This window comes from Streptomyces sp. NPDC007929 (assembly GCF_042959065.1).
Taxonomy (GTDB): domain Bacteria; phylum Actinomycetota; class Actinomycetes; order Streptomycetales; family Streptomycetaceae; genus Streptomyces.
On sequence record NZ_JBIBKD010000003.1, the window covers coordinates 268170 to 291554 of the forward strand.

At 68.2% G+C, this 23385-nt stretch carries 20 protein-coding genes and 1 tRNA gene; 19 read left to right on the forward strand and 2 right to left on the reverse strand.

Going from position 1 to position 23385, the window contains the following annotated elements:
* Nucleotide 1: 1 nt before the first annotated feature.
* The 7 genes from rpmG (at nt 2) to ACFZDE_RS10860 (ending at nt 5031) form a co-directional block, all read left to right on the forward strand.
* Entirely contained in the window at nt 2-166 is a 165-nt protein-coding gene (gene rpmG / locus ACFZDE_RS10830) for a 50S ribosomal protein L33 (protein WP_003948671.1), read from the forward strand.
* Nucleotides 167-266: 100 nt separating this feature from the next.
* On the forward strand, nt 267-719 hold the full coding sequence (locus tag ACFZDE_RS10835; protein WP_030839763.1) for a MaoC family dehydratase N-terminal domain-containing protein: 453 nt from the start codon (nt 267-269) through the stop codon (nt 717-719).
* Nucleotides 720-727: 8 nt separating this feature from the next.
* Complete coding sequence (locus ACFZDE_RS10840; RefSeq protein WP_391199898.1) at nt 728-1156, forward strand: MaoC/PaaZ C-terminal domain-containing protein; 429 nt, start codon at nt 728-730, stop codon at nt 1154-1156.
* 209 nt (nt 1157-1365) lie between these two features.
* Nucleotides 1366-1920 carry a TetR family transcriptional regulator gene (locus tag ACFZDE_RS10845; RefSeq protein WP_391199378.1) on the forward strand — a complete coding sequence of 185 codons (555 nt, stop codon included), beginning with the start codon at nt 1366-1368 and terminating at the stop codon, nt 1918-1920.
* A gap of 94 nt (nt 1921-2014) precedes the next feature.
* A complete protein-coding gene (locus ACFZDE_RS10850; RefSeq protein WP_391199381.1) occupies nt 2015-3463 on the forward strand; it encodes a DHA2 family efflux MFS transporter permease subunit in 1449 nt (482 codons plus the stop codon).
* 32 nt (nt 3464-3495) lie between these two features.
* Nucleotides 3496-3876 (forward strand): DUF3291 domain-containing protein, encoded by a 381-nt coding sequence (locus ACFZDE_RS10855; RefSeq protein ID WP_391199383.1) that lies wholly within the window; start codon nt 3496-3498, stop codon nt 3874-3876.
* Nucleotides 3877-3975: 99 nt separating this feature from the next.
* The gene (locus tag ACFZDE_RS10860) at nt 3976-5031 is read left to right on the forward strand and encodes a UDP-N-acetylmuramate dehydrogenase (protein WP_391199385.1); all 1056 of its coding nucleotides are present in this window, start codon (nt 3976-3978) and stop codon (nt 5029-5031) included.
* Between the two features lie 490 nt (nt 5032-5521).
* On the opposite strand, the gene ACFZDE_RS10865 is transcribed toward ACFZDE_RS10860, so the two are convergent.
* Both ACFZDE_RS10865 and ACFZDE_RS10870 read right to left on the reverse strand, forming a co-directional pair.
* Nucleotides 5522-6553 (reverse strand): adenosine deaminase, encoded by a 1032-nt coding sequence (locus ACFZDE_RS10865; protein WP_390993056.1) that lies wholly within the window; start codon nt 6551-6553, stop codon nt 5522-5524.
* Between the two features lie 140 nt (nt 6554-6693).
* Complete coding sequence (locus ACFZDE_RS10870) at nt 6694-7920, reverse strand: aminotransferase class I/II-fold pyridoxal phosphate-dependent enzyme (RefSeq protein ID WP_390993059.1); 1227 nt, start codon at nt 7918-7920, stop codon at nt 6694-6696.
* 306 nt (nt 7921-8226) lie between these two features.
* Between ACFZDE_RS10870 and ACFZDE_RS10875 the strand changes: the two genes are divergently transcribed.
* The 12 genes from ACFZDE_RS10875 to ACFZDE_RS10930 all read left to right on the forward strand — a co-directional run bounded on the left by ACFZDE_RS10875 (nt 8227) and on the right by ACFZDE_RS10930 (nt 23101).
* Nucleotides 8227-8299 (forward strand) — tRNA-Trp (locus ACFZDE_RS10875).
* Between the two features lie 108 nt (nt 8300-8407).
* Nucleotides 8408-8692: a preprotein translocase subunit SecE gene (secE, locus tag ACFZDE_RS10880; protein ID WP_030839741.1), complete on the forward strand. Its 285-nt coding sequence runs from the start codon at nt 8408-8410 to the stop codon at nt 8690-8692.
* 80 nt (nt 8693-8772) lie between these two features.
* Complete coding sequence (gene nusG / locus ACFZDE_RS10885) at nt 8773-9597, forward strand: transcription termination/antitermination protein NusG (RefSeq protein WP_390993063.1); 825 nt, start codon at nt 8773-8775, stop codon at nt 9595-9597.
* A 167-nt stretch (nt 9598-9764) separates the two neighbouring features.
* Nucleotides 9765-10199: a 50S ribosomal protein L11 gene (gene rplK / locus ACFZDE_RS10890; protein WP_003992325.1), complete on the forward strand. Its 435-nt coding sequence runs from the start codon at nt 9765-9767 to the stop codon at nt 10197-10199.
* 77 nt (nt 10200-10276) lie between these two features.
* On the forward strand, nt 10277-11002 hold the full coding sequence (gene rplA / locus ACFZDE_RS10895) for a 50S ribosomal protein L1 (protein WP_031102571.1): 726 nt from the start codon (nt 10277-10279) through the stop codon (nt 11000-11002).
* Nucleotides 11003-11131: 129 nt separating this feature from the next.
* On the forward strand, nt 11132-11989 hold the full coding sequence (locus tag ACFZDE_RS10900) for a hypothetical protein (protein WP_391199388.1): 858 nt from the start codon (nt 11132-11134) through the stop codon (nt 11987-11989).
* A gap of 94 nt (nt 11990-12083) precedes the next feature.
* A complete protein-coding gene (locus ACFZDE_RS10905) occupies nt 12084-12911 on the forward strand; it encodes a DUF1396 domain-containing protein (protein ID WP_390993071.1) in 828 nt (275 codons plus the stop codon).
* A gap of 308 nt (nt 12912-13219) precedes the next feature.
* On the forward strand, nt 13220-13750 hold the full coding sequence (gene rplJ / locus ACFZDE_RS10910) for a 50S ribosomal protein L10 (RefSeq protein WP_189591512.1): 531 nt from the start codon (nt 13220-13222) through the stop codon (nt 13748-13750).
* 114 nt (nt 13751-13864) lie between these two features.
* On the forward strand, nt 13865-14248 hold the full coding sequence (rplL, locus tag ACFZDE_RS10915) for a 50S ribosomal protein L7/L12 (protein WP_391199391.1): 384 nt from the start codon (nt 13865-13867) through the stop codon (nt 14246-14248).
* 571 nt (nt 14249-14819) lie between these two features.
* Nucleotides 14820-18305, forward strand: coding sequence for a DNA-directed RNA polymerase subunit beta (gene rpoB / locus ACFZDE_RS10920; RefSeq protein ID WP_390993078.1), 3486 nt, complete (start codon nt 14820-14822; stop codon nt 18303-18305).
* Between the two features lie 103 nt (nt 18306-18408).
* Nucleotides 18409-22320, forward strand: a complete 3912-nt coding sequence (locus tag ACFZDE_RS10925; protein ID WP_390993081.1) for a DNA-directed RNA polymerase subunit beta' — start codon at nt 18409-18411, stop codon at nt 22318-22320.
* Nucleotides 22321-22579: 259 nt separating this feature from the next.
* Nucleotides 22580-23101: a DUF1707 domain-containing protein gene (locus ACFZDE_RS10930; RefSeq protein ID WP_390993084.1), complete on the forward strand. Its 522-nt coding sequence runs from the start codon at nt 22580-22582 to the stop codon at nt 23099-23101.
* The last annotated feature ends 284 nt before the right edge of the window (nt 23102-23385 follow it).

Here is a 23385-nt window from a genome sequence, read left to right on the forward strand (position 1 = left end):
CGTGGCTGCCACCGACGTCCGCCCGAAGATCACGCTGGCCTGCGTGGAGTGCAAGGAGCGGAACTACATCACCAAGAAGAACCGGCGTAACAACCCGGATCGCCTTGAGATGAAGAAGCACTGCCCGCGTTGCAACGCGCACACCGCGCACCGCGAAACGCGATAAATCAGGCTCGTACACGAGGCCGTTCCCGAGAGATCGGGGGCGGCCTCGCGTCGTTGCGGGACCCGTACCGGTCAGTAGAGCTACCAGGAGGTACCGAGCCATGGCGCTCGACCAGTCCTTCGTGGGGCGGACGTACCCGCCCACCGCGCCGTACGAGGTGGGCCGGGAGAAGATCCGTGAGTTCGCCGAGGCCGTCGGCGACGCCAACCCGGCGTACACGGACGCGGAGGCCGCCAAGGCACTCGGTCACCCCGATGTCATCGCCCCGCCGACCTTCGTTTTCGCGATCACCTTCAAGGCCGCAGGCGAGGTCGTCCAGGACCCGCAGCTCGGCCTGGACTACAGCCGCGTGGTGCACGGCGACCAGAAGTTCGCCTACCGCCGCCCGGTCCGCGCCGGCGACCGGCTCACGGTCACCTCGACCATCGAGGCGATCAAGTCCCTCGCGGGCAACGACATCGTGGACATCCGCGGCGAGGTCCACGACGAGGCCGGCGAGCACGTCGTGACCGCCTGGACCAAGCTCGTGGCCCGCGCGGCCGAGGAGGCGTGAGCGACCCCATGACCGCGAAGATCTCCTACGCCGACGTCGAGGTCGGCACCGAACTGCCCGCGCAGACCTTCCCCGTGACCCGCGAGACCCTCGTCCGGTACGCGGGCGCCTCCGGCGACTTCAACCCGATCCACTGGAACGAGAGGTTCGCCAAGGAGGTCGGCCTGCCCGACGTCATCGCGCACGGCATGTTCACCATGGCCGAAGCGATCCGCGTCGTCACCGACTGGACCGGCGACCCGGGCACGGTCGTCGAGTACGGCGTCCGCTTCACCAAGCCCGTCGTCGTCCCGAACGACGACCAGGGCGCCGTGATCGAGGTGGCCGGCAAGGTCGCCGCCAAGCTCGACGACAACACCGTCCGCGTGGACCTGACCGCGACCTGCGCCGGTCAGAAGGTGCTGGGCATGTCCAGGGCGGTCGTACGACTGGCCTGACACGGCTGCGACGCGATGTAAGGGGCGCCCTCCACTGCGGGGCGTCCCTTACGCATGCCGGGGCGTCCCTTGCGCATATGGGGTCGTCCCTTATGCATATGGAGGCGCCGCGTACGCATATGGGGGGGCCACGGACGCATATGGGGGGCCACGGACGCATGGAACTGTTCGCTTGACATGGTTAGTGATTGAGCACTAACTTTGAACGCATGGCAAGGATGAGTGCGGAAGAGCGGCGCGAGAGCGTCATCCGGGCGGCGACGACCGAGTTCGCTCGCGGTGGCTACCACGGCACCTCGACCGAGGCGATCGCCCGCCGGGTCGGCGTCTCGCAGCCGTATCTCTTCCGGCTCTTCCCGGGCAAGAAGGCGATCTTCCTGGCGGCCGCCGAGCGGTGCGTCGAGGATACGATCCGGATGTTCGCGGACGCGGCCGAGGGGCTGGAGGGCGAAGAGGCCCGCCTCGCCATGGGCGGTGCGTACGTCGAGACCATCTCCGAGCAGCCCGAGCGGCTGATGATGCAGATGCAGATGTACCTCGCCGTGTCGGCCGCGGAGGAGGAGGGGGACCGCGAGTTCGGCGAGGCCGTGCGCGCGGGCTGGATGCGCCTGTGGGACACGATCCATGTGCCGCTCGGCGCTGACGCCCACGAGACGACGTCGTTCCTCGCCCAGGGCATGCTCATCAACTGTCTGGTGGCCATGGGCTTCCCGGCCGATCACCGGGTCTGGGCGGGACTGCGCCCGTCGGAGTCCGACGGCTGATACGTCAGGACGAGAAGGCAAGGCCCCTTTTCATGACCTCGAAAGTTAGTAATCAATAACTAATCGATTACGGCACACACTCCATGGGGGAGCGATGTCACAACAGGTTTCACAGCAGACCGCACGTCGCGGGGGAGCCGCCTGGGCCCTCGTCATCACCAGCGTCGCCGGATTCATGGCGGCCCTCGACAACCTCGTCGTCACCACCGCCCTTCCCTCCATCCGCGAGGACCTCGGCGGCGGGTTGCACGACCTGGAATGGACCGTGAGCGCCTACACGCTCACCTTCGCCGTCCTGCTGATGTTCGGCGCGGCCCTCGGCGACCGCTTCGGCCGCCGCCGGCTGTTCATCGCCGGACTCACCGTCTTCACCGGCGCCTCCGCCGCCGCGGCCATGGCCCCCGGCATCGACTCCCTCATCGCCGCCCGCGCGGTCCAGGGCGTCGGCGCGGCCGTGATGATGCCGCTGACGCTCACCCTGCTGACCGCCGCCGTGCCCGTCGCCAAGCGCGGCATGGCGTACGGCATCTGGGGCGCCGTCAACGGACTCGCCGTCGCCTCCGGGCCGCTCGTCGGCGGCACCCTCACCGAACACATCTCCTGGCAGTGGATCTTCTGGCTGAACGTCCCGCTCGGCCTGGCCCTGCTGCCGCTCGCCCGGCTGCGCCTCGCCGAGTCCCACGGCACCGGGGCCCCGCTCGACATCCCCGGCACCCTGCTCGCCAGCGGCGGCCTCTTCGGCATCGTCTACGGCCTGGTCCGCGGCCCCGTCGACGGCTGGACCGGCTCCCTCGTCCTGACGGGCCTGCTCACGGGCTCCGCTCTGCTCCTCGGCTTCATCCTCTACAGCACCCGCGCCAAGAACCCCATGCTCCCGATGCGGCTGTTCCGCTCCCGTGCCTTCGCCGGCATCAACGCGGCGAGCCTGCTGATGTTCCTCGGCATGTTCGGCTCGATCTTCCTGCTCAGCCAGTACATGCAGGGCGTCCTCGGCTACTCGCCCACCGAGGCCGGCCTCAGGATGCTGCCCTGGACCGGCATGCCGATGCTGGTCGCCCCCATCGCCGGCATCCTGGCCGACCGCATCGGCGGCCGCCCGGTCGTCGCCACGGGCCTCTTCCTGCAAGCCCTGGGCCTCGGCTACATGGCCGTGGTGGCGACGGCCGACGCCTCCTACGGCTCGCAGCTGCCCGCCCTGATCGTCAGCGGCATCGGCATGGCGCTCTACTTCGCCCCCGCCTCACACCTGGTCATGTCCAGCGTGCGGCCCTCGGAGCAGGGCATCGCCTCCGGGGCCAACAACGCCCTGCGCGAGGTGGGCGGGGCGCTCGGCATCGCGATCATGGCGTCGATCTTCGCCGCCCAGGGCGGTTACGAGACCGGCCAGACCTTCGTCGACGGCATGCGGCCCGCCCTGGTGACGGGCGCCGCGGTGGTCGCCCTCGCCGGCATCGCCGCCCTGCTGATACCGACCCGGCGGCGCACGGAACGACAGGGGGGCCCGGCCGAACCGGCACGGGTGCTGGAGACGGCCGCCCACTGACCCCACAGGAGCCGAACTTAAGGAGAAGCGGCATGCCGACCCTTCCCTGGACCGTCCCGAACACCCCGCCCCGCGACACCGAGGTGTACGTCTTCGCCTCCCGCTTCGAGACCCGCACGCTGTGGGGAGCCCTGAAGTTCCTCGCCGGGACGCCCGCCGTCTGGCGGCAGGTCCGCAGCAGCCCCGGCGCCTACGGAGCGACCCTGAGGGCGAAGCCGTTGCAACGGACCTTCTGGACCCTCTCGGCCTGGGAGTCCAAGGACGCGCTCCACGCCTTCGCCCGCGCGGGCACCCACGGCCCCTCCTCCCGCGGCCTCGCCCCGCAGATGAGGGACTCGTCGTTCACCACCTGGCAGGCGAGCAGCGAGGACCTCCCGATCTCCTGGTCCGAGGCACTGCGCCGACTGCCCTGACAGCCTCCACGCGCGCGTGCGGCCCCGCTTCCCCTCACGGAACGGGGCCGCACACACGCGTGCCCGGCCCTGTCGGTGCCGTCTCGTACTCTTGAGCCCGTGCAGGAACTCCACGACGCCCCCCTCGCCCCTCTGACGACCTTCCGGCTCGGCGGGCCCGCCACCCGGCTGATCACCGCGACGACGGACGACGAGGTGATCGCCGCCGTCCGCGAAGCCGACGAGACGGGCACCCCGCTGCTGCTCATCGGCGGCGGCTCGAACCTGGTCATCGGCGACAAGGGCTTCGAGGGCACCGCCCTCGTCCTGGCCACCAAGGGCTACTCCCTGGACGGCACGAACCTGGAGCTCGCGGCCGGCGAGGTCTGGACCGACGCCGTCGCCCGCACGGTCGAGGCGGGCCTGGCCGGCATCGAGTGCCTGGCCGGCATCCCCGGCTCGGCGGGCGCGACCCCCATCCAGAACGTCGGGGCGTACGGCCAGGAGGTCTCCTCGACGATCACCGAGGTCGTCGCCTACGACCGCCGCACCGGTGAGACGGTCACCCTGGCCAACGAGGACTGCGCCTTCTCCTACCGTCACAGCCGCTTCAAGTCCGACCCCGAGCGGTACGTGGTCCTGCGCGTCCGCTTCTCCCTGGAGGACGCCGAGGGCCTCTCCGCGCCCCTCCGCTACGCCGAGACGGCCCGCGCCCTCGGTGTGGAGGCGGGCGATCGCGTCCCCCTCGCCACGGCCCGCGAGACGGTGCTCAAGCTGCGCTCCGGCAAGGGCATGGTCCTCGACCCCGAGGACCATGACACCTGGTCGGCGGGGTCCTTCTTCACCAACCCGATCCTCAAGGACGCGGACTTCGAGACGTTCCGCGCGCGCGTGCGCCAACGACTCGGTGACGGGGTGGAACCCCCGGCCTACCCGGCCGGTGAGGGCCACACCAAGACCTCCGCGGCCTGGCTGATCGACAAGTCCGGCTTCACCAAGGGGTACGGCGACGGGCCGGCCCGCATCTCGACGAAGCACACGCTGGCGCTCACGAACCGGGGGAGTGCGACCACCGAGGATCTTCTCGCCCTGGCCCGCGAGGTCGTGGCCGGAGTCCACGAGGCCTTCGGAATCACGCTGGTCAACGAGCCGGTGACAGTCGGAGTCAGCCTGTAGCCACCCGACCCTGCGGCTGGGTCCGCAGCCCGGCGATCGAGGTACCCGGCGTTGCTGCTGAGCCCGGGGGGTTTCGCAGCCCGGCGGAGCGGGGTGCCGCTGCGCCCACCCGTGCCGCCCCGAGCGGCACGCATGCCCGCAGCTAAGTGCTCCCGCAGCCGCCGTCGGACGTAAGGGGTCGTGTCGGGGGGTGTCCGCCCGCAGCGGTTGGCGCGTCAACGGGTAGTGAGTCGGTACGCAACCCCATCGCGCCGTTCCGAGGACGGACACCCCCCGGCGCGGCCCCGACCCACCACCCATGCGTAGGCGACGCCCGCCCCCTACGACGCCAGCCAGGCGAGCCACACCCCAGGCATACGCGATGCCCGCCCGCCCCCTACGACACCAGCCAGGCGACCCACCCCCCAGGCATAGGCGGAGCCCGCCCGCCCCCTACGACGCCAGCCAGGCGAGCCACGCCCCCCAGGCATAGGCGAAGCCCGCCCGCCCCCTACGACGCCAGCCAGTCGTCCACCCCCGCCAGCAGTTTCGTCTTCACACCCTCCGGCGCCGCCGACCCCCGCACAGACTGCCGGGCCACCTCCGCCAACTCCGCGTCCGTGAACCCGTGATGCCGCCGCGCGATCTCGTACTGCGCGGCAAGCCGCGACCCGAACAGCAACGGATCGTCCGCGCCCAGCGCCAACGGCACCCCCGCCTCGAACAACGTCCGCAACGGCACGTCCTCCGGCTTCTCGTACACCCCCAGCGCCACGTTCGACGCCGGACACACCTCGCACGTCACCTGCCGGTCAGCCAACCGCTTCATCAGCCGCGGATCCTCCGCCGCCCGCACCCCGTGCCCCACCCGGTTCGCCCCCAGGTCGTCCAGGCAGTCCCGCACCGACGACGGCCCCGCCAGCTCACCCCCGTGCGGCGCCGACAGCAACCCGGCCTCACGCGCGATCCCGAACGCCCGGTCGAAGTCCCGCGCCATCCCCCGACGCTCGTCGTTCGACAGCCCGAACCCGACCACCCCCCGCTCCGCGTACCGAGCCGCCAGCCGCGCCAGCGTCCGCGCGTCCAACGGGTGCTTCATCCGGTTCGCCGCGACCAGCACCCGCATCCCGAGCCCGGTCTCCCGCGACGTCGTCTCCACCGCGTCGAGGATGACCTCCAGCGCCGGAATCAGCCCACCCAGCCGCGGTGCGTACGACGTCGGGTCGACCTGGATCTCCAGCCACCCCGACCCGTCCCGGAGGTCCTCCTCCGCGGCCTCCCGCACCAGCCGCTGGATGTCCTCCGGCTCCCGCAGGCACGAGCGCGCCGCGTCGTACAGCCGCTGGAAGCGGAACCAGCCCCGCTCGTCCGTCGCCCGCAGTCTCGGCGGCTCCCCGCCGACCAGGGCCTCGGTCAGGGCGTCGGGCAGCCGCACCCCGTGCTTGTCGGCCAGTTCCAGCACGGTCGAGGGCCGCATCGACCCGGTGAAGTGCAGGTGCAGATGGGCTTTCGGCAGCTCAGAGACATCACGTTCACGCTCCATTCCAGGATCCTGCCGCATGCCTCAGCACTCCCGACAGCGTTTTCCCCGAACGTGGTCTTGCTCGCACGAGCACACGACAGAGCGGGCCGTTCCCCACCAGGGGAACGGCCCGCTCAACCTACTCACGTGAGTCGGCTGGTTCAGTCCCTGGCCTCCGCCAGCAGCTTCTGAATCCGGCTCACACCCTCGACCAGATCCTCGTCACCCAGCGCGTACGACAGCCGCAGGTACCCGGGCGTACCGAACGCCTCGCCCGGCACCACCGCGACCTCGGACTCCTCAAGGATCAGCGCGGCGAGCTCCACCGTGTCCTTGGGCCGGCGCCCCCGGATCTCCTTGCCGACCAGCGCCTTCACCGACGGGTAGGCGTAGAACGCGCCCTCCGGCTCCGGGCACACCACACCGTCGATCTCGTTCAGCATCCGCACGATGGTCTTGCGCCGCCGGTCGAACGCCTCACGCATCTTCGCGACGGCGTCCAGCGAACCGGAGACGGCGGCCAGCGCGGCCGCCTGGGCGACGTTGGACACGTTCGACGTGGCGTGCGACTGCAGGTTGGTCGCGGCCTTGACGACGTCCTTCGGGCCGATGATCCACCCGACCCGCCAGCCGGTCATGGCGTACGTCTTCGCGACACCGTTGACCACGACGCACTTGTCGCGCAGCTCCGGCAGCACCGCCGGCAGCGACACGGCGGAGGCGCCGCCGTAGACGAGGTGCTCGTAGATCTCGTCGGTCATCACCCACAGGCCGTGCTCGACGGCCCAGCGGCCGATGGCCTCGGTCTCCTGCTCGCTGTAGACCGCGCCGGTCGGGTTGGACGGGGAGACGAAGAGGACGACCTTGGTCTTCTCCGTGCGCGCCGCCTCCAGCTGCTCGACGGAGACCCGGTAGCCGGTCGTCTCGTCGGCCACGACCTCCACCGGGACACCCCCGGCCAGCCGGATCGACTCCGGGTACGTCGTCCAGTACGGCGCGGGCACGATGACCTCGTCGCCGGGGTCGAGGATCGCGGCGAAGGCCTCGTAGATCGCCTGCTTGCCACCGTTGGTGACCAGGATCTGCGACACGTCGGGCTCGTAGCCGGAGTCCCGCAGCGTCTTCGCGGCGATGGCGGCCTTCAGCTCGGGCAGCCCGCCGGCCGGCGTGTAGCGGTGGAACTTCGGGTTCTTGCAGGCCTCGATCGCGGCCTCGACGATGTAGTCCGGAGTGGGGAAGTCGGGCTCACCGGCGCCGAAGCCGATCACCGGCCGCCCTGCGGCCTTGAGGGCCTTGGCCTTGGCGTCCACGGCGAGGGTGGCGGACTCGGAGATCGCGCCGACTCGGGCGGAGACCCGGCGCTCGGTGGGAGGGGTTGCAGCGCTCATGGGGCCCATCGTTTCAGACCGGAAACGCGCGCGGCACGGGGGTTTCACAGACTGAACAACGTCGGGCAAACCCTTGAACAACAGTGCGGATCACCCGCGCGGCCTGGGCGATCTTCGGCGTGTCCGCGTGGGTCCGCCCCCGGCCGTAGAGGCGATCTTGCGCCAACGAGCCCTGCCACGGGCCCTTTCTGTTCGACGACCGGCCGCCGAGCACGTACACTCTCACCTCGTTGGCCTCTCGCAGGCCGCGCCCGTTCGGTGCACACCAAGCATTCGGATGGATGCGGTACGTTGGGGGACACACAAAGGGTCGTAGCTCAATTGGTAGAGCACTGGTCTCCAAAACCAGCGGTTGGGGGTTCAAGTCCCTCCGGCCCTGCTACACACACCTTCGCCAGGATGTGTGCGCATGTACGTACAGCAATGCACCGCCGTGCGGCTCAGACCGGGCGCGGCACGGCCACGACCCGGAATCAGGTGAGGACGAGTGACGGACGCCGTGGGCTCCATCGACATGCCTGATGCCCAGGACGAGGCGCCGGAGTCCAAGAAGACTCGCAAGGGCGGCAAGCGCGGAAAGAAGGGCCCGCTGAAGCGGCTCGCCCTCTTCTACCGTCAGATCGTCGCGGAACTGCGTAAGGTCGTCTGGCCGACGCGCAACCAGCTGACGACCTACACGACCGTGGTGATCATCTTCGTCGTCATCATGATCGGCCTGGTCACCGTGATTGACTATGGGCTCAGCAACGCCGCCAAGTACGTGTTCGGCTGAGCAGTCCGCGAAGAGCGCCGAGGTACCCGGCGCTCCTTTCGCATGTTCCACCCCTATGTATCCAGGAAGAAGCAGCCACCGTGTCTGACCCGAACGTGAACGACGCCATCGAGCCTGTCGAGTCCGTCGAGGACGAGCTCGACGTCGTCGAGGGCGCGGACAGCGAGGACACCGAGGCCTCCGCCGAGGTCGAGGCTGCCGACGCCGTCGCGGACGACGCCGCCGAGGCGGAGTCCGAGGACGCCGAAGAGGCCGCGGAAGAACTCGAGGAAGAGCCCGAGGACGACCGCGACCCGATCGAGAAGCTCCGCGAGGAACTGCGGGTCCTGCCCGGCGAGTGGTACGTCATCCACACCTACGCCGGCTACGAGAACCGCGTGAAGACCAACCTCGAGCAGCGTGCCGTCTCGCTGAACGTCGAGGACTACATCTTCCAGGCCGAGGTGCCGCAGGAAGAGGTCGTCCAGATCAAGAACGGCGACCGCAAGACGATCAAGCAGAACAAGCTCCCGGGCTACGTCCTGGTCCGTATGGACCTGACGAACGAGTCCTGGGGCGTCGTCCGCAACACCCCCGGCGTCACCGGCTTCGTGGGCAACGCCTACGACCCGTACCCGCTGACCCTGGACGAGATCGTCAAGATGCTCGCCCCGGAGGCCGAGGAGAAGGCCGCCCGCGAGGCCGCCGAGGCCGAGGGCAAACCGGCTCCGCAGCGCAAGGTCGAGGTCCAGGTGCTGGACTTCGAGGTCGGCGACTCGGTCACCGTCACCGACGGCCCGTTCGCCACGCTGCAGGCGACCATCAACGAGATCAACCCGGACTCGAAGAAGGTCAAGGGCCTCGTCGAGATCTTCGGCCGCGAGACGCCGGTCGAGCTCTCCTTCGACCAGATCCAGAAGAACTAGCTTTCTGGACCCATCGCTTCCGCGCAGGTCAGGCGATCGCATCGGCGTCCGCCTGACCTGCTCGGTTTTTGGCCGCGCATCTATACCCGTTATCGTTGTGCGGTATGCCTGCGTCCGGGTGGTCCCCGTACACGGGCAGGACCCGAATCGAAAGGACCCGGAGAGCTATGCCTCCCAAGAAGAAGAAGGTCACGGGGCTCATCAAGCTCCAGATCCAGGCCGGTGCCGCCAACCCGGCCCCGCCGGTCGGCCCCGCGCTGGGTCAGCACGGCGTGAACATCATGGAGTTCTGCAAGGCCTACAACGCCGCGACCGAGTCGCAGCGTGGCTGGGTGATCCCGGTGGAGATCACGGTCTACGAGGACCGTTCCTTCACCTTCATCACCAAGACGCCGCCGGCCGCGAAGATGATCCTGAAGGCCGCGGGCATCGAGAAGGGCTCCGGCGAGCCGCACAAGACCAAGGTCGCGAAGATCACGCGTGACCAGGTCCGCGAGATCGCCACGACCAAGATGCCCGACCTCAACGCCAACGACCTGGACGCCGCCGAGAAGATCATCGCCGGCACCGCCCGCTCCATGGGCGTCACGGTCGAGGGCTGAGCCCCAACCACCACCAGCAGTAGTGGCGGGGCCTGCTCGGCCCGGACCACGACTCCTAAGAATCCACAGGAGCAGTAGTGAGCAAGCGCAGCAAGTCCCTTCGCGCTGCGGACGCCAAGGTCGACCGGGAGAAGCTGTACGCCCCGCTCGAGGCCGTCCGTCTCGCCAAGGAGACCTCCACGACCAAGTTCGACGGCACCGTCGAGGTCGCCTTCCGCCTGGGTGTCGACCCGCGCAAGGCCGACCAGATGGTCCGTGGCACCGTGAACCTTCCGCACGGCACCGGCAAGACCGCCCGGGTCCTGGTCTTCGCGACCGGTGACCGTGCCGAGGCCGCGCGTGCCGCGGGCGCCGACATCGTCGGCGCCGACGAGCTGATCGACGAGGTGTCGAAGGGCCGTCTGGACTTCGACGCCGTCGTCGCCACCCCGGACCTCATGGGCAAGGTCGGCCGCCTCGGCCGCGTGCTCGGTCCGCGTGGTCTGATGCCGAACCCGAAGACCGGTACCGTCACCCCCGACGTCACCAAGGCCGTCACCGAGATCAAGGGCGGCAAGATCGAGTTCCGTGTCGACAAGCACGCGAACCTGCACTTCATCATCGGCAAGACGTCGTTCGACGACACCAAGCTGGTGGAGAACTACGGCGCGGCCCTGGAGGAGATCCTCCGTCTGAAGCCGTCCGCCGCCAAGGGTCGCTACATCAAGAAGGCCGCCATCAGCACCACGATGGGCCCCGGCATTCCGGTCGACTCCAACCGCACCCGCAACCTCCTCGTCGAGGAGGACCCGGCTGCGGTCTGAGCCTGACGGCTCACCCAACCGGTCACGGGCCCCGCACCTCTTACAGGTGCGGGGCCCGTTCCCCTTTTCCGGTACGTACGCCGGTGGCCTGGGTTAACGTGCGGGAACCGGATGTGAACGGGGGGACGTATGCAGGGCTGGACCGTGCGCCGTGTGGGCCTGGTGCTCGCGGTGGCGACCGCGCTGACGGGGGTGACCGCCTGCTCGTCCGAGGACTCCTCCGACGGCCCCGGCCAGGACGACCGCGCCCCGCACGGGCGCACCCTCGCCGCCCTGCGCTCCGCCGAGCGCGCCACCGAGCACGCCGAGTCCGCCCGGGTCGAGTCCACGACCACCATGGGCTCGCTGATGTCGATGACCGCCGACGGCACCCTCCGCTGGAGCGACGGCGTCACCGGCACCCTCACCATCAGGTACACCGGCGGCAGCGTCGCCGACGCCATGCGCCGGCTCGGCACCACCTCGATGGAGGCCCGCTACCTGCCCGAGGCGTACTACGCGCGCCTCGGCGAGAAGTTCGCCGAGCAGACCGGCGGCAAACGCTGGATCCGGTACGCCTACGAGGACCTCGACGCCCTCGCCGGCGACTCCGGCGCCCACCTCGGCGACCAGATGCGCAGCACCACACCCAACCAGTCCGTGAAGCTGCTGCTGTCCTCCGGCGACGTCAGGAAGGTCGGGGAGGAGACCGTCCGAGGCCGGTCCGCGACGCACTGGTCCGGGACGGTGGCGGCGGCCGACGTCACCGACACCGACCTGCGTGAGCAGCTCACCGAGGCCGGTGTCACCACCCAGAGCGTGGACATCTGGATCGACCGGCGGAACCTGCTGGTCAAGAAGGTCGAGAAGGCCCAGACGGCCACCGGCCGGCTGACCCAGACCGCGCACTACGCCGACTACGGCGTGCCGGTCCGGGCCGAGCGGCCCCCGGCGTCCGACACCGGCGACTTCGAGGACCTGGTGCGCAAGCAGTCCGGCACGCCCTGAGCCCCGGCGCCGAATTCCAATGGATCACGTGTACCCGCTGGGATAGGCTCACTGCCTTGCTGTGAAGCAAGCATGCATTCCTTGGGGGGAATCAATGAGGACATCCATACCTGCCGCCGGGCTGTGCACCCTGCTCCTCGCCGCCGGTGCCGTCGGCTGCGGTACCGAGCAGTCGCCGGAGATGACGCCCGCGGCGGCCGTCGCCAAGGCGGCGAAGAACACGGAGGACATCACGTCCCTCCAGTACCGCATGAAGGGCACCGTCCCGGAGTCGGGCCGCGTCGAGGGCGAGGCGTCCATGCGCCTGAAGCCGACGATCGCGATGAGCATGAAGATGAAGGCGCCCGACCAGGGCACCGGTGAAACCGTCGAGATCCGTCTCGTCGACAAGGCCATGTACCTCGGTGGGGGAGCCGAGATGGCCAAGGAAATGGACGGCAAGCGCTGGCTGAAGTTCGACCTGTCCGGCACCGACGCGGCCAAGGACATGGACCGGATGGGGTCCACGAGCCAGGCCGAGCAGAACCCGGCGGCCGAGTCCACCTTCCTCACGGGCGCCAAGGACGTGAAGAAGGTCGGCAGCGAGAAGGTCGAAGGCGTCGAGACCACCCACTACACGGGCACGGTCACCCTCGACGACCTGCGCGCCTCGCTCAAGGACGACAAGGCCGCGACCCGCAAGACGCGCGAGAAGAGCATCAAGCAGTACGAGAAGCTCGGCATCGACAAGTTCACGATGGACATGTGGGTCGACGGCGAGGACCACACCAAGCAGTTCCGTATGAAGGGCCAGGCCGACAAGGGCCCGATGGACATGACCATCACCTTCCTCGACTACAACAAGCCGGTCACCGTCACGGCCCCGCCGGCCAAGGACGTCGCGGACCTCGGCGAGATGTTCAAGGAGCTGGGGCAGGGCTGAATCGCCCCGCGCTGATCAGCCGTACGGGCGGATTTGCTTGACGGCGATCCGTTCCCGTACTCTCCTACAGAAGCCAAAGACCGCTGGTCGTTACCGCGTGCTCAGCAGAGGGCGCGGTGGCCGAAGGATCCGCTGAACGGCGGACGACCCGCGCAGGTGACACTGGAGAAGCTCCCGGAGCCCGCCGCCTCGTGCGTGTGTGAAACCGGTCGAGCTACGCCCCGTGCGCTTGCGCCGGGGCGTTTCGTTTTCCCCAGTCCTCCTTCGGGTCCGCGCGGTCCGACACACCCGGAAGGAGGCCGAGGCTCATGGCGAGGCCTGACAAGGTCGATGCCGTCGAGGAGATGCGGGAGAAGTTCCGCAACTCCAACGCTGCCGTCGTTACCGCGTACACCGGTCTCACCGTCGCGCAGCTCCAGCAGCTGCGTCGTTCACTCGGTGAGAACGCTCAGTACCGTGTGGCGAAGAACACGCTGACCAAGATTGCGGCCAACGAGGCCGGGATCACGACGCTGGACGACCTCTTTGCGGGTTCGTCGGCCGTCGCCTTCGTGACCGGTGACCCGGTCGAGGCGGCGAAGGGTCTCCGTGACTTCGCCAAGGACAACCCCAACCTCGTCATCAAGGGCGGCGTCCTTGACGGCAAGGCGTTGTCCGCCGATGAGATCAAGAAGCTTGCGGACCTCGAGTCCCGCGAGGTTCTGCTCTCCAAGCTGGCGGGTGCCTTCAAGGGCAAGCAGTCCCAGGCTGCTCAGCTCTTCCAGGCGCTTCCCTCGAAGCTCGTCCGCACCGTGGACGCGCTCCGTGCCAAGCAGGACGAGCAGGGCGGTGCCGAGTAACTCGGCTCGCATCCCGGCCGCCGCTGCCTGAACGCGGCGACCGTCGCGGGCCAGTAGTACGCCCGCCTCACATGTACATCCGGCACCTGCCGATTTAGTGGAAGGACCGCCATCATGGCGAAGCTCAGCCAGGAAGACCTGCTCGCGCAGTTCGAGGAGATGACCCTCATCGAGCTCTCCGAGTTCGTGAAGGCGTTCGAGGAGAAGTTCGACGTCACCGCCGCCGCGGCCGTCGCCGCCGTCGGCCCGGCCGGCCCCGCCGCCCCGGCCGAGGCCGCTGAGGAGCAGGACGAGTTCGACGTCATCCTCACGGGTGCCGGCGACAAGAAGATCCAGGTCATCAAGGTCGTGCGTGAGCTGACCTCCCTGGGTCTGAAGGAGGCCAAGGACCTCGTGGACGGCGCCCCGAAGCCCGTTCTCGAGAAGGTCGCCAAGGACGCCGCCGAGAAGGCCGCCGAGTCCCTCAAGGGCGCCGGCGCCTCCGTCGAGGTCAAGTAAGACCCTCGGATCCGTCAGGATCCACGACACGTCCCGCCGGACGTGTAACGCGTAAGCGCGGAAGAGCGATCATCCATCCGGGTGGTCGCTCTTCGGCGTTCTCGGGGGCGGGCCACGGTTGCCTTGAACCCTTTGTGACGGGGGGTATGGTGATCTTCGTCGTGTCTCCGGGCGGCCCCGGATCGGGCAGGGGGGCCTTGACGAACCGCACGCAGCGCGCAATTCTCAGGACGCGTCGTCACAGGATCCGAATCCGAGGCATGGATCGGCGACGAAGAGGGCAGTACTAACGTGCGTTGAGGGCAGCGCCGTGTCGCAGGAGTGGAACAACGAGGGTGAACACGGGTTCCAGGACCCGCACTGGACATCAGTGTGCCAAGTGGCTACACTGACCCTTTGCGCTGCCTGTTAGCTGTCCCCTGCCCGTCACCAGGGGTCTGCCCTCGCCCGAGCATCGATGACAAGACATGTCCGACCTGGCCTTTCGGCCGGACTGGCACAGCTTGTCTCTGTGTACGGGAGAGGGGCCGGTACGCGCGTAGTGAGTCCGAGCCCTCGGAAGGACCCCCTCTTGGCCGCCTCGCGCAACGCCTCGACCGCGAATACGAACAACGCCGCCAGCACTGCCCCGCTGCGCATCTCTTTTGCAAAGATCAAGGAGCCTCTCGAGGTTCCGAACCTGCTCGCGCTGCAGACCGAGAGCTTCGACTGGCTGCTCGGCAACACCGCCTGGCAGAGTCGGGTCGAGGAGGCTCTCGAGAACGGTCAGGACGTCCCCACCAAGTCCGGGCTCGAGGAGATCTTCGAGGAGATCTCCCCGATCGAGGACTTCAGCGGGTCGATGTCGCTGACCTTCCGCGACCACCGCTTCGAGCCGCCGAAGAACTCCATCGACGAGTGCAAGGACCGCGACTTCACGTACGCGGCCCCGCTCTTCGTCACCGCTGAGTTCACGAACAACGAGACCGGCGAGATCAAGTCCCAGACGGTCTTCATGGGCGACTTCCCGCTCATGACGAACAAGGGCACCTTCGTCATCAACGGCACCGAGCGTGTCGTGGTGTCGCAGCTCGTCCGTTCGCCCGGTGTCTACTTCGACTCCTCCATCGACAAGACGTCCGACAAGGACATCTTCTCCGCCAAGATCATCCCGTCCCGGGGTGCCTGGCTGGAGATGGAGATCGACAAGCGCGACATGGTCGGTGTGCGCATCGACCGCAAGCGCAAGCAGTCCGTCACCGTCCTGCTCAAGGCTCTCGGCTGGACCACCGAGCAGATCCTCGAGGAGTTCGGCGAGTACGAGTCCATGCGCGCCACCCTGGAGAAGGACCACACCCAGGGCCAGGACGACGCGCTGCTCGACATCTACCGCAAGCTGCGTCCGGGCGAGCCCCCCACGCGTGAGGCCGCGCAGACGCTGCTCGAGAACCTCTACTTCAACCCCAAGCGCTACGACCTGGCCAAGGTCGGCCGCTACAAGGTCAACAAGAAGCTGGGTGCGGACGCTCCGCTGGACGCGGGCATCCTGACCGTCGAGGACATCATCTCGACGATCAAGTACCTGGTGAAGCTGCACGCGGGCGAGGTCGAGACGGTCGGCGACAGCGGTACGAACATCGTCGTCGAGACCGACGACATCGACCACTTCGGCAACCGCCGCCTGCGCAGCGTCGGCGAGCTCATCCAGAACCAGGTCCGTACGGGTCTGGCGCGTATGGAGCGAGTCGTCCGCGAGCGGATGACGACCCAGGACGTCGAGGCGATCACGCCGCAGACCCTGATCAACATCCGGCCGGTCGTCGCCTCCATCAAGGAGTTCTTCGGCACCAGCCAGCTGTCGCAGTTCATGGACCAGAACAACCCGCTGTCGGGTCTCACCCACAAGCGCCGTCTGTCGGCTCTTGGCCCGGGTGGTCTCTCCCGTGAGCGGGCCGGCTTCGAGGTCCGTGACGTGCACCCCTCGCACTACGGCCGCATGTGCCCGATCGAGACGCCCGAAGGCCCGAACATCGGTCTGATCGGCTCGCTCGCCTCCTACGGCCGGGTCAACGCGTTCGGTTTCGTGGAGACCCCGTACCGCAAGGTGTTCGAGGGCCAGGTCACCGACGAGGTCGACTACCTGACCGCCGACGAGGAGGACCGCTTCGTCATCGCGCAGGCCAACGCGCAGCTGACGGACGACCTCCGCTTCGCCGAGGCCCGGGTGCTCGTCCGCCGTAAGGGCGGCGAGGTCGACTACGTCACCGGTGAAGACGTGGACTACATGGACGTCTCGCCGCGCCAGATGGTGTCGGTCGCGACCGCCATGATCCCCTTCCTCGAGCACGACGACGCCAACCGTGCCCTCATGGGCGCGAACATGATGCGTCAGGCCGTGCCGCTGATTAAGTCCGAGGCGCCGCTCGTCGGCACCGGCATGGAGTACCGCTCCGCGGTCGACGCCGGCGACGTGGTCAAGGCCGAGAAGCCCGGTGTGGTCCAGGAGGTCTCCGCGGACTACATCACCACCGCCAACGACGACGGCACGTACATCACGTACCGCCTGGCCAAGTTCGCCCGCTCCAACCAGGGCACCTCGGTCAACCAGAAGGTCATCGTCAACGAGGGCGACCGGATCATCGAGGGCCAGGTCCTGGCCGACGGTCCGGCCACCCAGAACGGCGAGATGGCGCTGGGCAAGAACCTGCTCGTGGCGTTCATGCCGTGGGAGGGTCACAACTACGAGGACGCGATCATCCTGTCGCAGCGCCTCGTGCAGGACGACGTCCTCTCCTCGATCCACATCGAGGAGCACGAGGTCGACGCCCGTGACACCAAGCTCGGCCCCGAGGAGATCACCCGGGACATCCCGAACGTCTCCGAGGAGGTCCTCGCCGACCTCGACGAGCGCGGCATCATCCGTATCGGTGCCGAGGTCGTCGCCGGTGACATCCTCGTCGGCAAGGTCACGCCCAAGGGTGAGACCGAGCTGACCCCGGAGGAGCGACTGCTGCGCGCCATCTTCGGTGAGAAGGCCCGTGAGGTCCGTGACACCTCGCTGAAGGTCCCGCACGGCGAGATCGGCAAGGTCATCGGCGTCCGCGTCTTCGACCGCGAGGAGGGCGACGAGCTTCCCCCCGGTGTGAACCAGCTGGTGCGCGTCTACGTCGCGCAGAAGCGCAAGATCACCGACGGTGACAAGCTCGCCGGCCGTCACGGCAACAAGGGCGTCATCTCGAAGATCCTGCCGATCGAGGACATGCCGTTCCTGGAGGACGGCACCCCGGTCGACATCATCCTCAACCCGCTCGGTGTGCCGTCCCGAATGAACCCGGGACAGGTCCTGGAGATCCACCTCGGCTGGCTCGCCAGCCGCGGCTGGGACGTCTCCGGCCTCGCGGACGACTGGGCCCAGCGCCTGCAGGCCATCGAGGCCGACCAGGTCGCCCCGGGCACCAACGTCGCCACCCCCGTCTTCGACGGTGCGCGTGAGGACGAGCTGGCGGGTCTGCTGAACCACACCATCCCGAACCGCGACGGCGAGCGCATGGTGCTCCCGACCGGTAAGGCGCCGCTGTTCGACGGCCGCTCCGGCGAGCCGTTCCCGGAGCCGATCTCGGTCGGCTACATGTACATCCTCAAGCTGCACCACCTGGTCGACGACAAGCTGCACGCCCGGTCGACCGGTCCGTACTCGATGATCACCCAGCAGCCGCTGGGTGGTAAGGCCCAGTTCGGTGGCCAGCGCTTCGGTGAGATGGAGGTGTGGGCGCTGGAGGCTTACGGCGCCGCGTACGCCCTCCAGGAGCTGCTGACCATCAAGTCCGACGACGTGACCGGCCGCGTGAAGGTCTACGAGGCCATCGTCAAGGGCGAGAACATCCCCGAGCCCGGCATCCCCGAGTCCTTCAAGGTGCTCATCAAGGAGATGCAGTCCCTGTGCCTCAACGTGGAGGTGCTGTCCTCGGACGGCATGTCCATCGAGATGCGCGACACCGACGAGGACGTCTTCCGCGCTGCGGAGGAGCTTGGCATCGACCTGTCCCGGCGCGAGCCGAGCAGCGTCGAAGAGGTCTGACGGGAGTCCGGAGGCCTTCACCGCGAGAAGCATGAAGGCCTCCGGCCCCAGGACCCCCGTATCAGACCCCATGACTTACAACCCTGAGAGGGATTGACGCATAGTGCTCGACGTCAACTTCTTCGACGAGCTCCGGATCGGTCTGGCCACCGCTGACGACATCCGTCAGTGGAGCCACGGCGAGGTCAAGAAGCCCGAGACGATCAACTACCGCACGCTCAAGCCCGAAAAGGACGGACTCTTCTGCGAGAAGATCTTCGGTCCGACCCGGGACTGGGAGTGCTACTGCGGCAAGTACAAGCGCGTCCGCTTCAAGGGCATCATCTGTGAGCGGTGTGGCGTCGAGGTCACCCGTGCCAAGGTGCGCCGTGAGCGGATGGGCCACATCGAGCTGGCCGCCCCGGTCACCCACATCTGGTACTTCAAGGGCGTCCCGTCGCGTCTGGGCTACCTGCTCGACCTGGCACCCAAGGACCTCGAGAAGGTCATCTACTTCGCGGCGTACATGATCACGTACGTCGACGAGGAGCGCCGTACGCGCGACCTGCCCTCGCTGGAGGCCCACGTCTCCGTCGAGCGTCAGCAGGTCGAGCAGCGCCGCGACGCCGACCTGGAGGCCCGCGCCAAGAAGCTCGAGACCGACCTGGCCGAGCTGGAGGCCGAGGGCGCCAAGGCGGACGTGCGCCGCAAGGTGCGCGAGGGTGCCGAGCGCGAGATGAAGCAGCTGCGCGACCGTGCGCAGCGCGAGATCGACCGCCTCGACGAGGTGTGGAACCGCTTCAAGAACCTCAAGGTCCAGGACCTGGAGGGCGACGAGCTGCTCTACCGCGAGCTGCGTGACCGCTTCGGCACGTACTTCGACGGCTCGATGGGTGCCGCGGCGCTGCAGAAGCGCCTGGAGTCCTTCGACCTCGACGAGGAGGCCGAGCGCCTCCGCGAGATCATCCGTACCGGCAAGGGCCAGAAGAAGACCCGTGCGCTCAAGCGCCTGAAGGTCGTCTCCGCGTTCCTGCAGACCAGCAACAGCCCCAAGGGCATGGTGCTGGACTGCGTGCCGGTCATCCCGCCGGACCTTCGCCCGATGGTGCAGCTGGACGGTGGCCGCTTCGCGACCTCCGACCTGAACGACCTGTACCGCCGTGTGATCAACCGGAACAACCGCCTGAAGCGGCTTCTCGACCTCGGCGCGCCCGAGATCATCGTGAACAACGAGAAGCGCATGCTCCAGGAGGCCGTGGACGCGCTGTTCGACAACGGCCGTCGTGGCCGCCCGGTCACCGGTCCCGGCAACCGCCCGCTGAAGTCCCTCAGCGACATGCTGAAGGGCAAGCAGGGTCGCTTCCGTCAGAACCTGCTCGGTAAGCGTGTGGACTACTCCGCGCGTTCCGTGATCGTCGTCGGTCCGCAGCTGAAGCTGCACCAGTGCGGTCTGCCGAAGGCGATGGCGCTGGAGCTCTTCAAGCCGTTCGTGATGAAGCGCCTGGTCGACCTGAACCACGCGCAGAACATCAAGAGCGCCAAGCGCATGGTCGAGCGCGGCCGCACGGTCGTGTACGACGTGCTGGAAGAGGTCATCGCGGAGCACCCGGTTCTGCTGAACCGTGCGCCCACGCTGCACCGCCTCGGCATCCAGGCCTTCGAGCCGCAGCTGGTCGAGGGCAAGGCCATCCAGATCCACCCGCTCGTCTGCACCGCGTTCAACGCGGACTTCGACGGTGACCAGATGGCCGTGCACCTGCCGCTGTCCGCGGAGGCGCAGGCCGAGGCCCGCATCCTGATGCTGTCCTCGAACAACATCCTCAAGCCGGCCGACGGCCGCCCGGTGACGATGCCGACCCAGGACATGGTCCTCGGTCTGTTCTTCCTCACCACCGACGGCGAGATGCGCGACCTCAAGGGCGAGGGCCGTTCCTTCGCCTCGGTCGCGGAGGCGATCATGGCCTTCGACGCGGGCGAGCTGTCGCTCCAGTCGAAGATCGACGTCCGCTTCCCGGTCGGCACCATCCCGCCGCGTGGCTGGACCCCGCCGGCGCCCGAGCAGGGCGGCGAGGCCGACGCCGGTGAGTGGCAGCAGGGTGACCCGTTCCGGCTGAACACCACCCTGGGCCGTGCGCTCTTCAACGAGCTGCTGCCCGAGGACTACCCGTTCGTCGACTACGAGGTCGGCAAGAAGCAGCTCTCCGAGATCGTCAACGACCTCGCCGAGCGCTACCCCAAGGTCATCGTGGCGGCGACGCTCGACAACCTGAAGGCGGCCGGCTTCTTCTGGGCGACCCGTTCCGGCGTGACCGTGGCCATCTCCGACGTCGTCGTTCCTGAGGCGAAGAAGGAGATCGTCAAGGGCTACGAGGCGCAGGACGAGAAGGTCCAGAAGCAGTACGAGCGTGGTCTGATCACCAAGGACGAGCGCACGCAGGAGCTCATCGCGATCTGGACCAAGGCGACCAACGAGGTCGCCGAGGCGATGAACGACAACTTCCCGAAGACCAACCCGATCTTCATGATGGTGAACTCGGGTGCACGAGGCAACATGATGCAGATGCGTCAGATCGCCGGTATGCGTGGTCTGGTGTCGAACGCGAAGAACGAGACGATCCCGCGTCCGATCAAGGCGTCCTTCCGTGAGGGTCTGTCCGTGCTGGAGTACTTCATCTCCACGCACGGTGCCCGTAAGGGTCTGGCGGACACCGCTCTGCGTACCGCCGACTCGGGTTACCTCACGCGTCGTCTGGTCGACGTCTCCCAGGACGTCATCATTCGCGAGGAGGACTGCGGCACCGAGCGCGGTCTGCGTCTGAAGATCGCCGACCGGAACGCCGAGGGCGCGCTGATCAAGACGGAGGACGTCGAGACCTCCGTGTACGCGCGCTGCCTCGCCGAGGACATCGTGGTCGAGGGACAGGTGCTGGCCCCGGCCGGTACCGACCTGGGCGACGTCCTCATCGAGGAGCTCGTGCAGCGCGGCGTCGAGGAGGTCAAGACCCGCTCGGTCCTGACCTGCGAGTCCGCCGTCGGCACCTGCGCGATGTGCTACGGCCGTTCGCTGGCCACCGGCAAGCTGGTCGACATCGGTGAGGCGGTCGGCATCATCGCCGCCCAGTCCATCGGTGAGCCCGGTACCCAGCTGACGATGCGTACCTTCCACACCGGTGGTGTGGCCGGTGACGACATCACCCAGGGTCTGCCGCGTGTCGTCGAGCTCTTCGAGGCCCGTACCCCGAAGGGTGTCGCCCCGATCTCCGAGGCCCAGGGCCGCGTGCGGATCGAGGAGACCGAGAAGACCAAGAAGATCGTCGTCACCCCGGACGACGGCAGCGACGAGACGGCGTTCCCGATCTCCAAGCGTGCCCGTCTCCTGGTCAGCGAGGGCGAGCACGTCGAGGTGGGCCAGAAGCTCACCGTGGGTGCCACCAACCCGCACGACGTGCTGCGCATCCTGGGTCAGCGTGCCGTCCAGGTCCACCTGGTCGGCGAGGTCCAGAAGGTCTACAACTCGCAGGGTGTGTCGATCCACGACAAGCACATCGAGATCATCATCCGGCAGATGCTGCGCCGTGTGACGATCATCGAGTCCGGCGACGCCGAGCTGCTGCCCGGTGAGCTGGTCGAGCGCTCGAAGTTCGAGACCGAGAACCGTCGTGTGGTCCAGGAGGGCGGTCACCCGGCCTCCGGTCGTCCGCAGCTGATGGGTATCACCAAGGCCTCGCTGGCGACGGAATCCTGGCTGTCGGCCGCCTCCTTCCAGGAGACGACCCGAGTCCTGACGGACGCGGCGATCAACGCCAAGTCCGACAGCCTCATCGGCCTCAAGGAGAACGTCATCATCGGTAAGCTCATCCCGGCCGGTACGGGCCTGTCCCGCTACCGCAACATCCGGGTCGAGCCGACCGAGGAGGCCAAGGCCGCGATGTACTCGGCCGTCGGCTACGACGACATCGACTACTCGCCGTTCGGCACGGGCTCCGGCCAGGCCGTTCCGCTGGAGGACTACGACTACGGTCCGTACAACCAGTAAGCGAGTCGCTTGAGCCGAAGGGCGGTCATCCTGCGGGGTGGCCGCCCTTCGGGCGTTCCCGGCCGTGTCCCCCCGGCAGCCCCCGCAGCCTCGGCGGGCCCTTTCGGGCGTCCCGGTGTACGGGGGTGAGGCCGGGGCGGGGGTCCGCACGGGAGGGCGTCTGGGGGCCGTCTGGCCGATACGCGGGCCCCGTCGCGGGCGCACCGGTGCCGGAACCTCTGGTTCGGCGCATCATGGAAGGACCCCGGGGAGGTGCTCCGTGTCGCAGCCGCACTATCCGTCCTGGCAGCCCTGGCAGGGGCCTGGTGCTCCCTCGATGCTCGCGTCGCACGCCGATCGGGAGCGGGCCGTGGACGTGCTCAGAGCCGGGTTCGGCGAGGGGCGGATGGAGCAGGGGGAGTTCGAGCGGCGGGTCGGGCGGGCGTACGCGGCGCGGACCGTGGGGGAGCTGGCGCTGCTCGTCGCGGATCTGCCGCAGGGGCCGCTGCCGCAGCCGGCCTCGGTCGTGGCCGTGCCGGGGACGTTCCTGCCCGTGCCGCGGGCCCGGACCAACGGGAAGGCCGTCGCGGCCGGGGTGTGCGGGCTGCTGTGCGTGCCGACGATGGGGCTCACCGGGATCCCGGCGGTCGTGCTGGGGCATGTGGCCCGGGCCGAGATCCGCAGCCGGGGAGAGCTGGGGGACGGGCTTGCGCTGACCGGGCTGGTGCTCGGGTGGTTGTCCACGGCCGGCTGGGCGCTCGTTCTGGTGTTGCTGACGGTGGTGTCCGTCGTAGCATCGTGAAAGTGTGCATATCGGACTCGGGCCACCGAATTGAAGATCGACAACGGCTCGGGGGCTTGACATGTCCCGCATGGCGATGCGGGCGGTGCCCATTTGTTTTGACCGCAGCGAATGCGGTAGGTACGCTCAGACCTTGTGCCTGGGGTGTGCCCTGGCTCGCGTGTGTGCCATGAACCGCACGGCGAGCCGACACCGGCCACCGTAATCTGCGCAGTTTCTGCCTCGCGGCGGGAGTCCGCGGGTTCGACACACCCGACCGCGTGGGTCGGTGACGTTCCAGGTTA

What these genes read in the sequence shown, in the direction of transcription:
- ACFZDE_RS10845 (WP_391199378.1), top strand. Translation starts at nt 1,366, where the DNA reads ATGGCAAGGATGAGTGCGGAAGAGCGGCGCGAGAGCGTCATCCGGGCG.
- rplK (WP_003992325.1), top strand. Translation starts at nt 9,765, where the DNA reads ATGCCTCCCAAGAAGAAGAAGGTCACGGGGCTCATCAAGCTCCAGATC.
- ACFZDE_RS10870 (WP_390993059.1), bottom strand. Translation starts at nt 7,920, where the DNA reads ATGAGCGCTGCAACCCCTCCCACCGAGCGCCGGGTCTCCGCCCGAGTC.
- ACFZDE_RS10900 (WP_391199388.1), top strand. Translation starts at nt 11,132, where the DNA reads ATGCAGGGCTGGACCGTGCGCCGTGTGGGCCTGGTGCTCGCGGTGGCG.
- ACFZDE_RS10855 (WP_391199383.1), top strand. Translation starts at nt 3,496, where the DNA reads ATGCCGACCCTTCCCTGGACCGTCCCGAACACCCCGCCCCGCGACACC.
- ACFZDE_RS10840 (WP_391199898.1), top strand. Translation starts at nt 728, where the DNA reads ATGACCGCGAAGATCTCCTACGCCGACGTCGAGGTCGGCACCGAACTG.
- ACFZDE_RS10835 (WP_030839763.1), top strand. Translation starts at nt 267, where the DNA reads ATGGCGCTCGACCAGTCCTTCGTGGGGCGGACGTACCCGCCCACCGCG.
- ACFZDE_RS10905 (WP_390993071.1), top strand. Translation starts at nt 12,084, where the DNA reads ATGAGGACATCCATACCTGCCGCCGGGCTGTGCACCCTGCTCCTCGCC.
- ACFZDE_RS10850 (WP_391199381.1), top strand. Translation starts at nt 2,015, where the DNA reads ATGTCACAACAGGTTTCACAGCAGACCGCACGTCGCGGGGGAGCCGCC.
- rplL (WP_391199391.1), top strand. Translation starts at nt 13,865, where the DNA reads ATGGCGAAGCTCAGCCAGGAAGACCTGCTCGCGCAGTTCGAGGAGATG.
- ACFZDE_RS10865 (WP_390993056.1), bottom strand. Translation starts at nt 6,553, where the DNA reads ATGGAGCGTGAACGTGATGTCTCTGAGCTGCCGAAAGCCCATCTGCAC.
- rplJ (WP_189591512.1), top strand. Translation starts at nt 13,220, where the DNA reads ATGGCGAGGCCTGACAAGGTCGATGCCGTCGAGGAGATGCGGGAGAAG.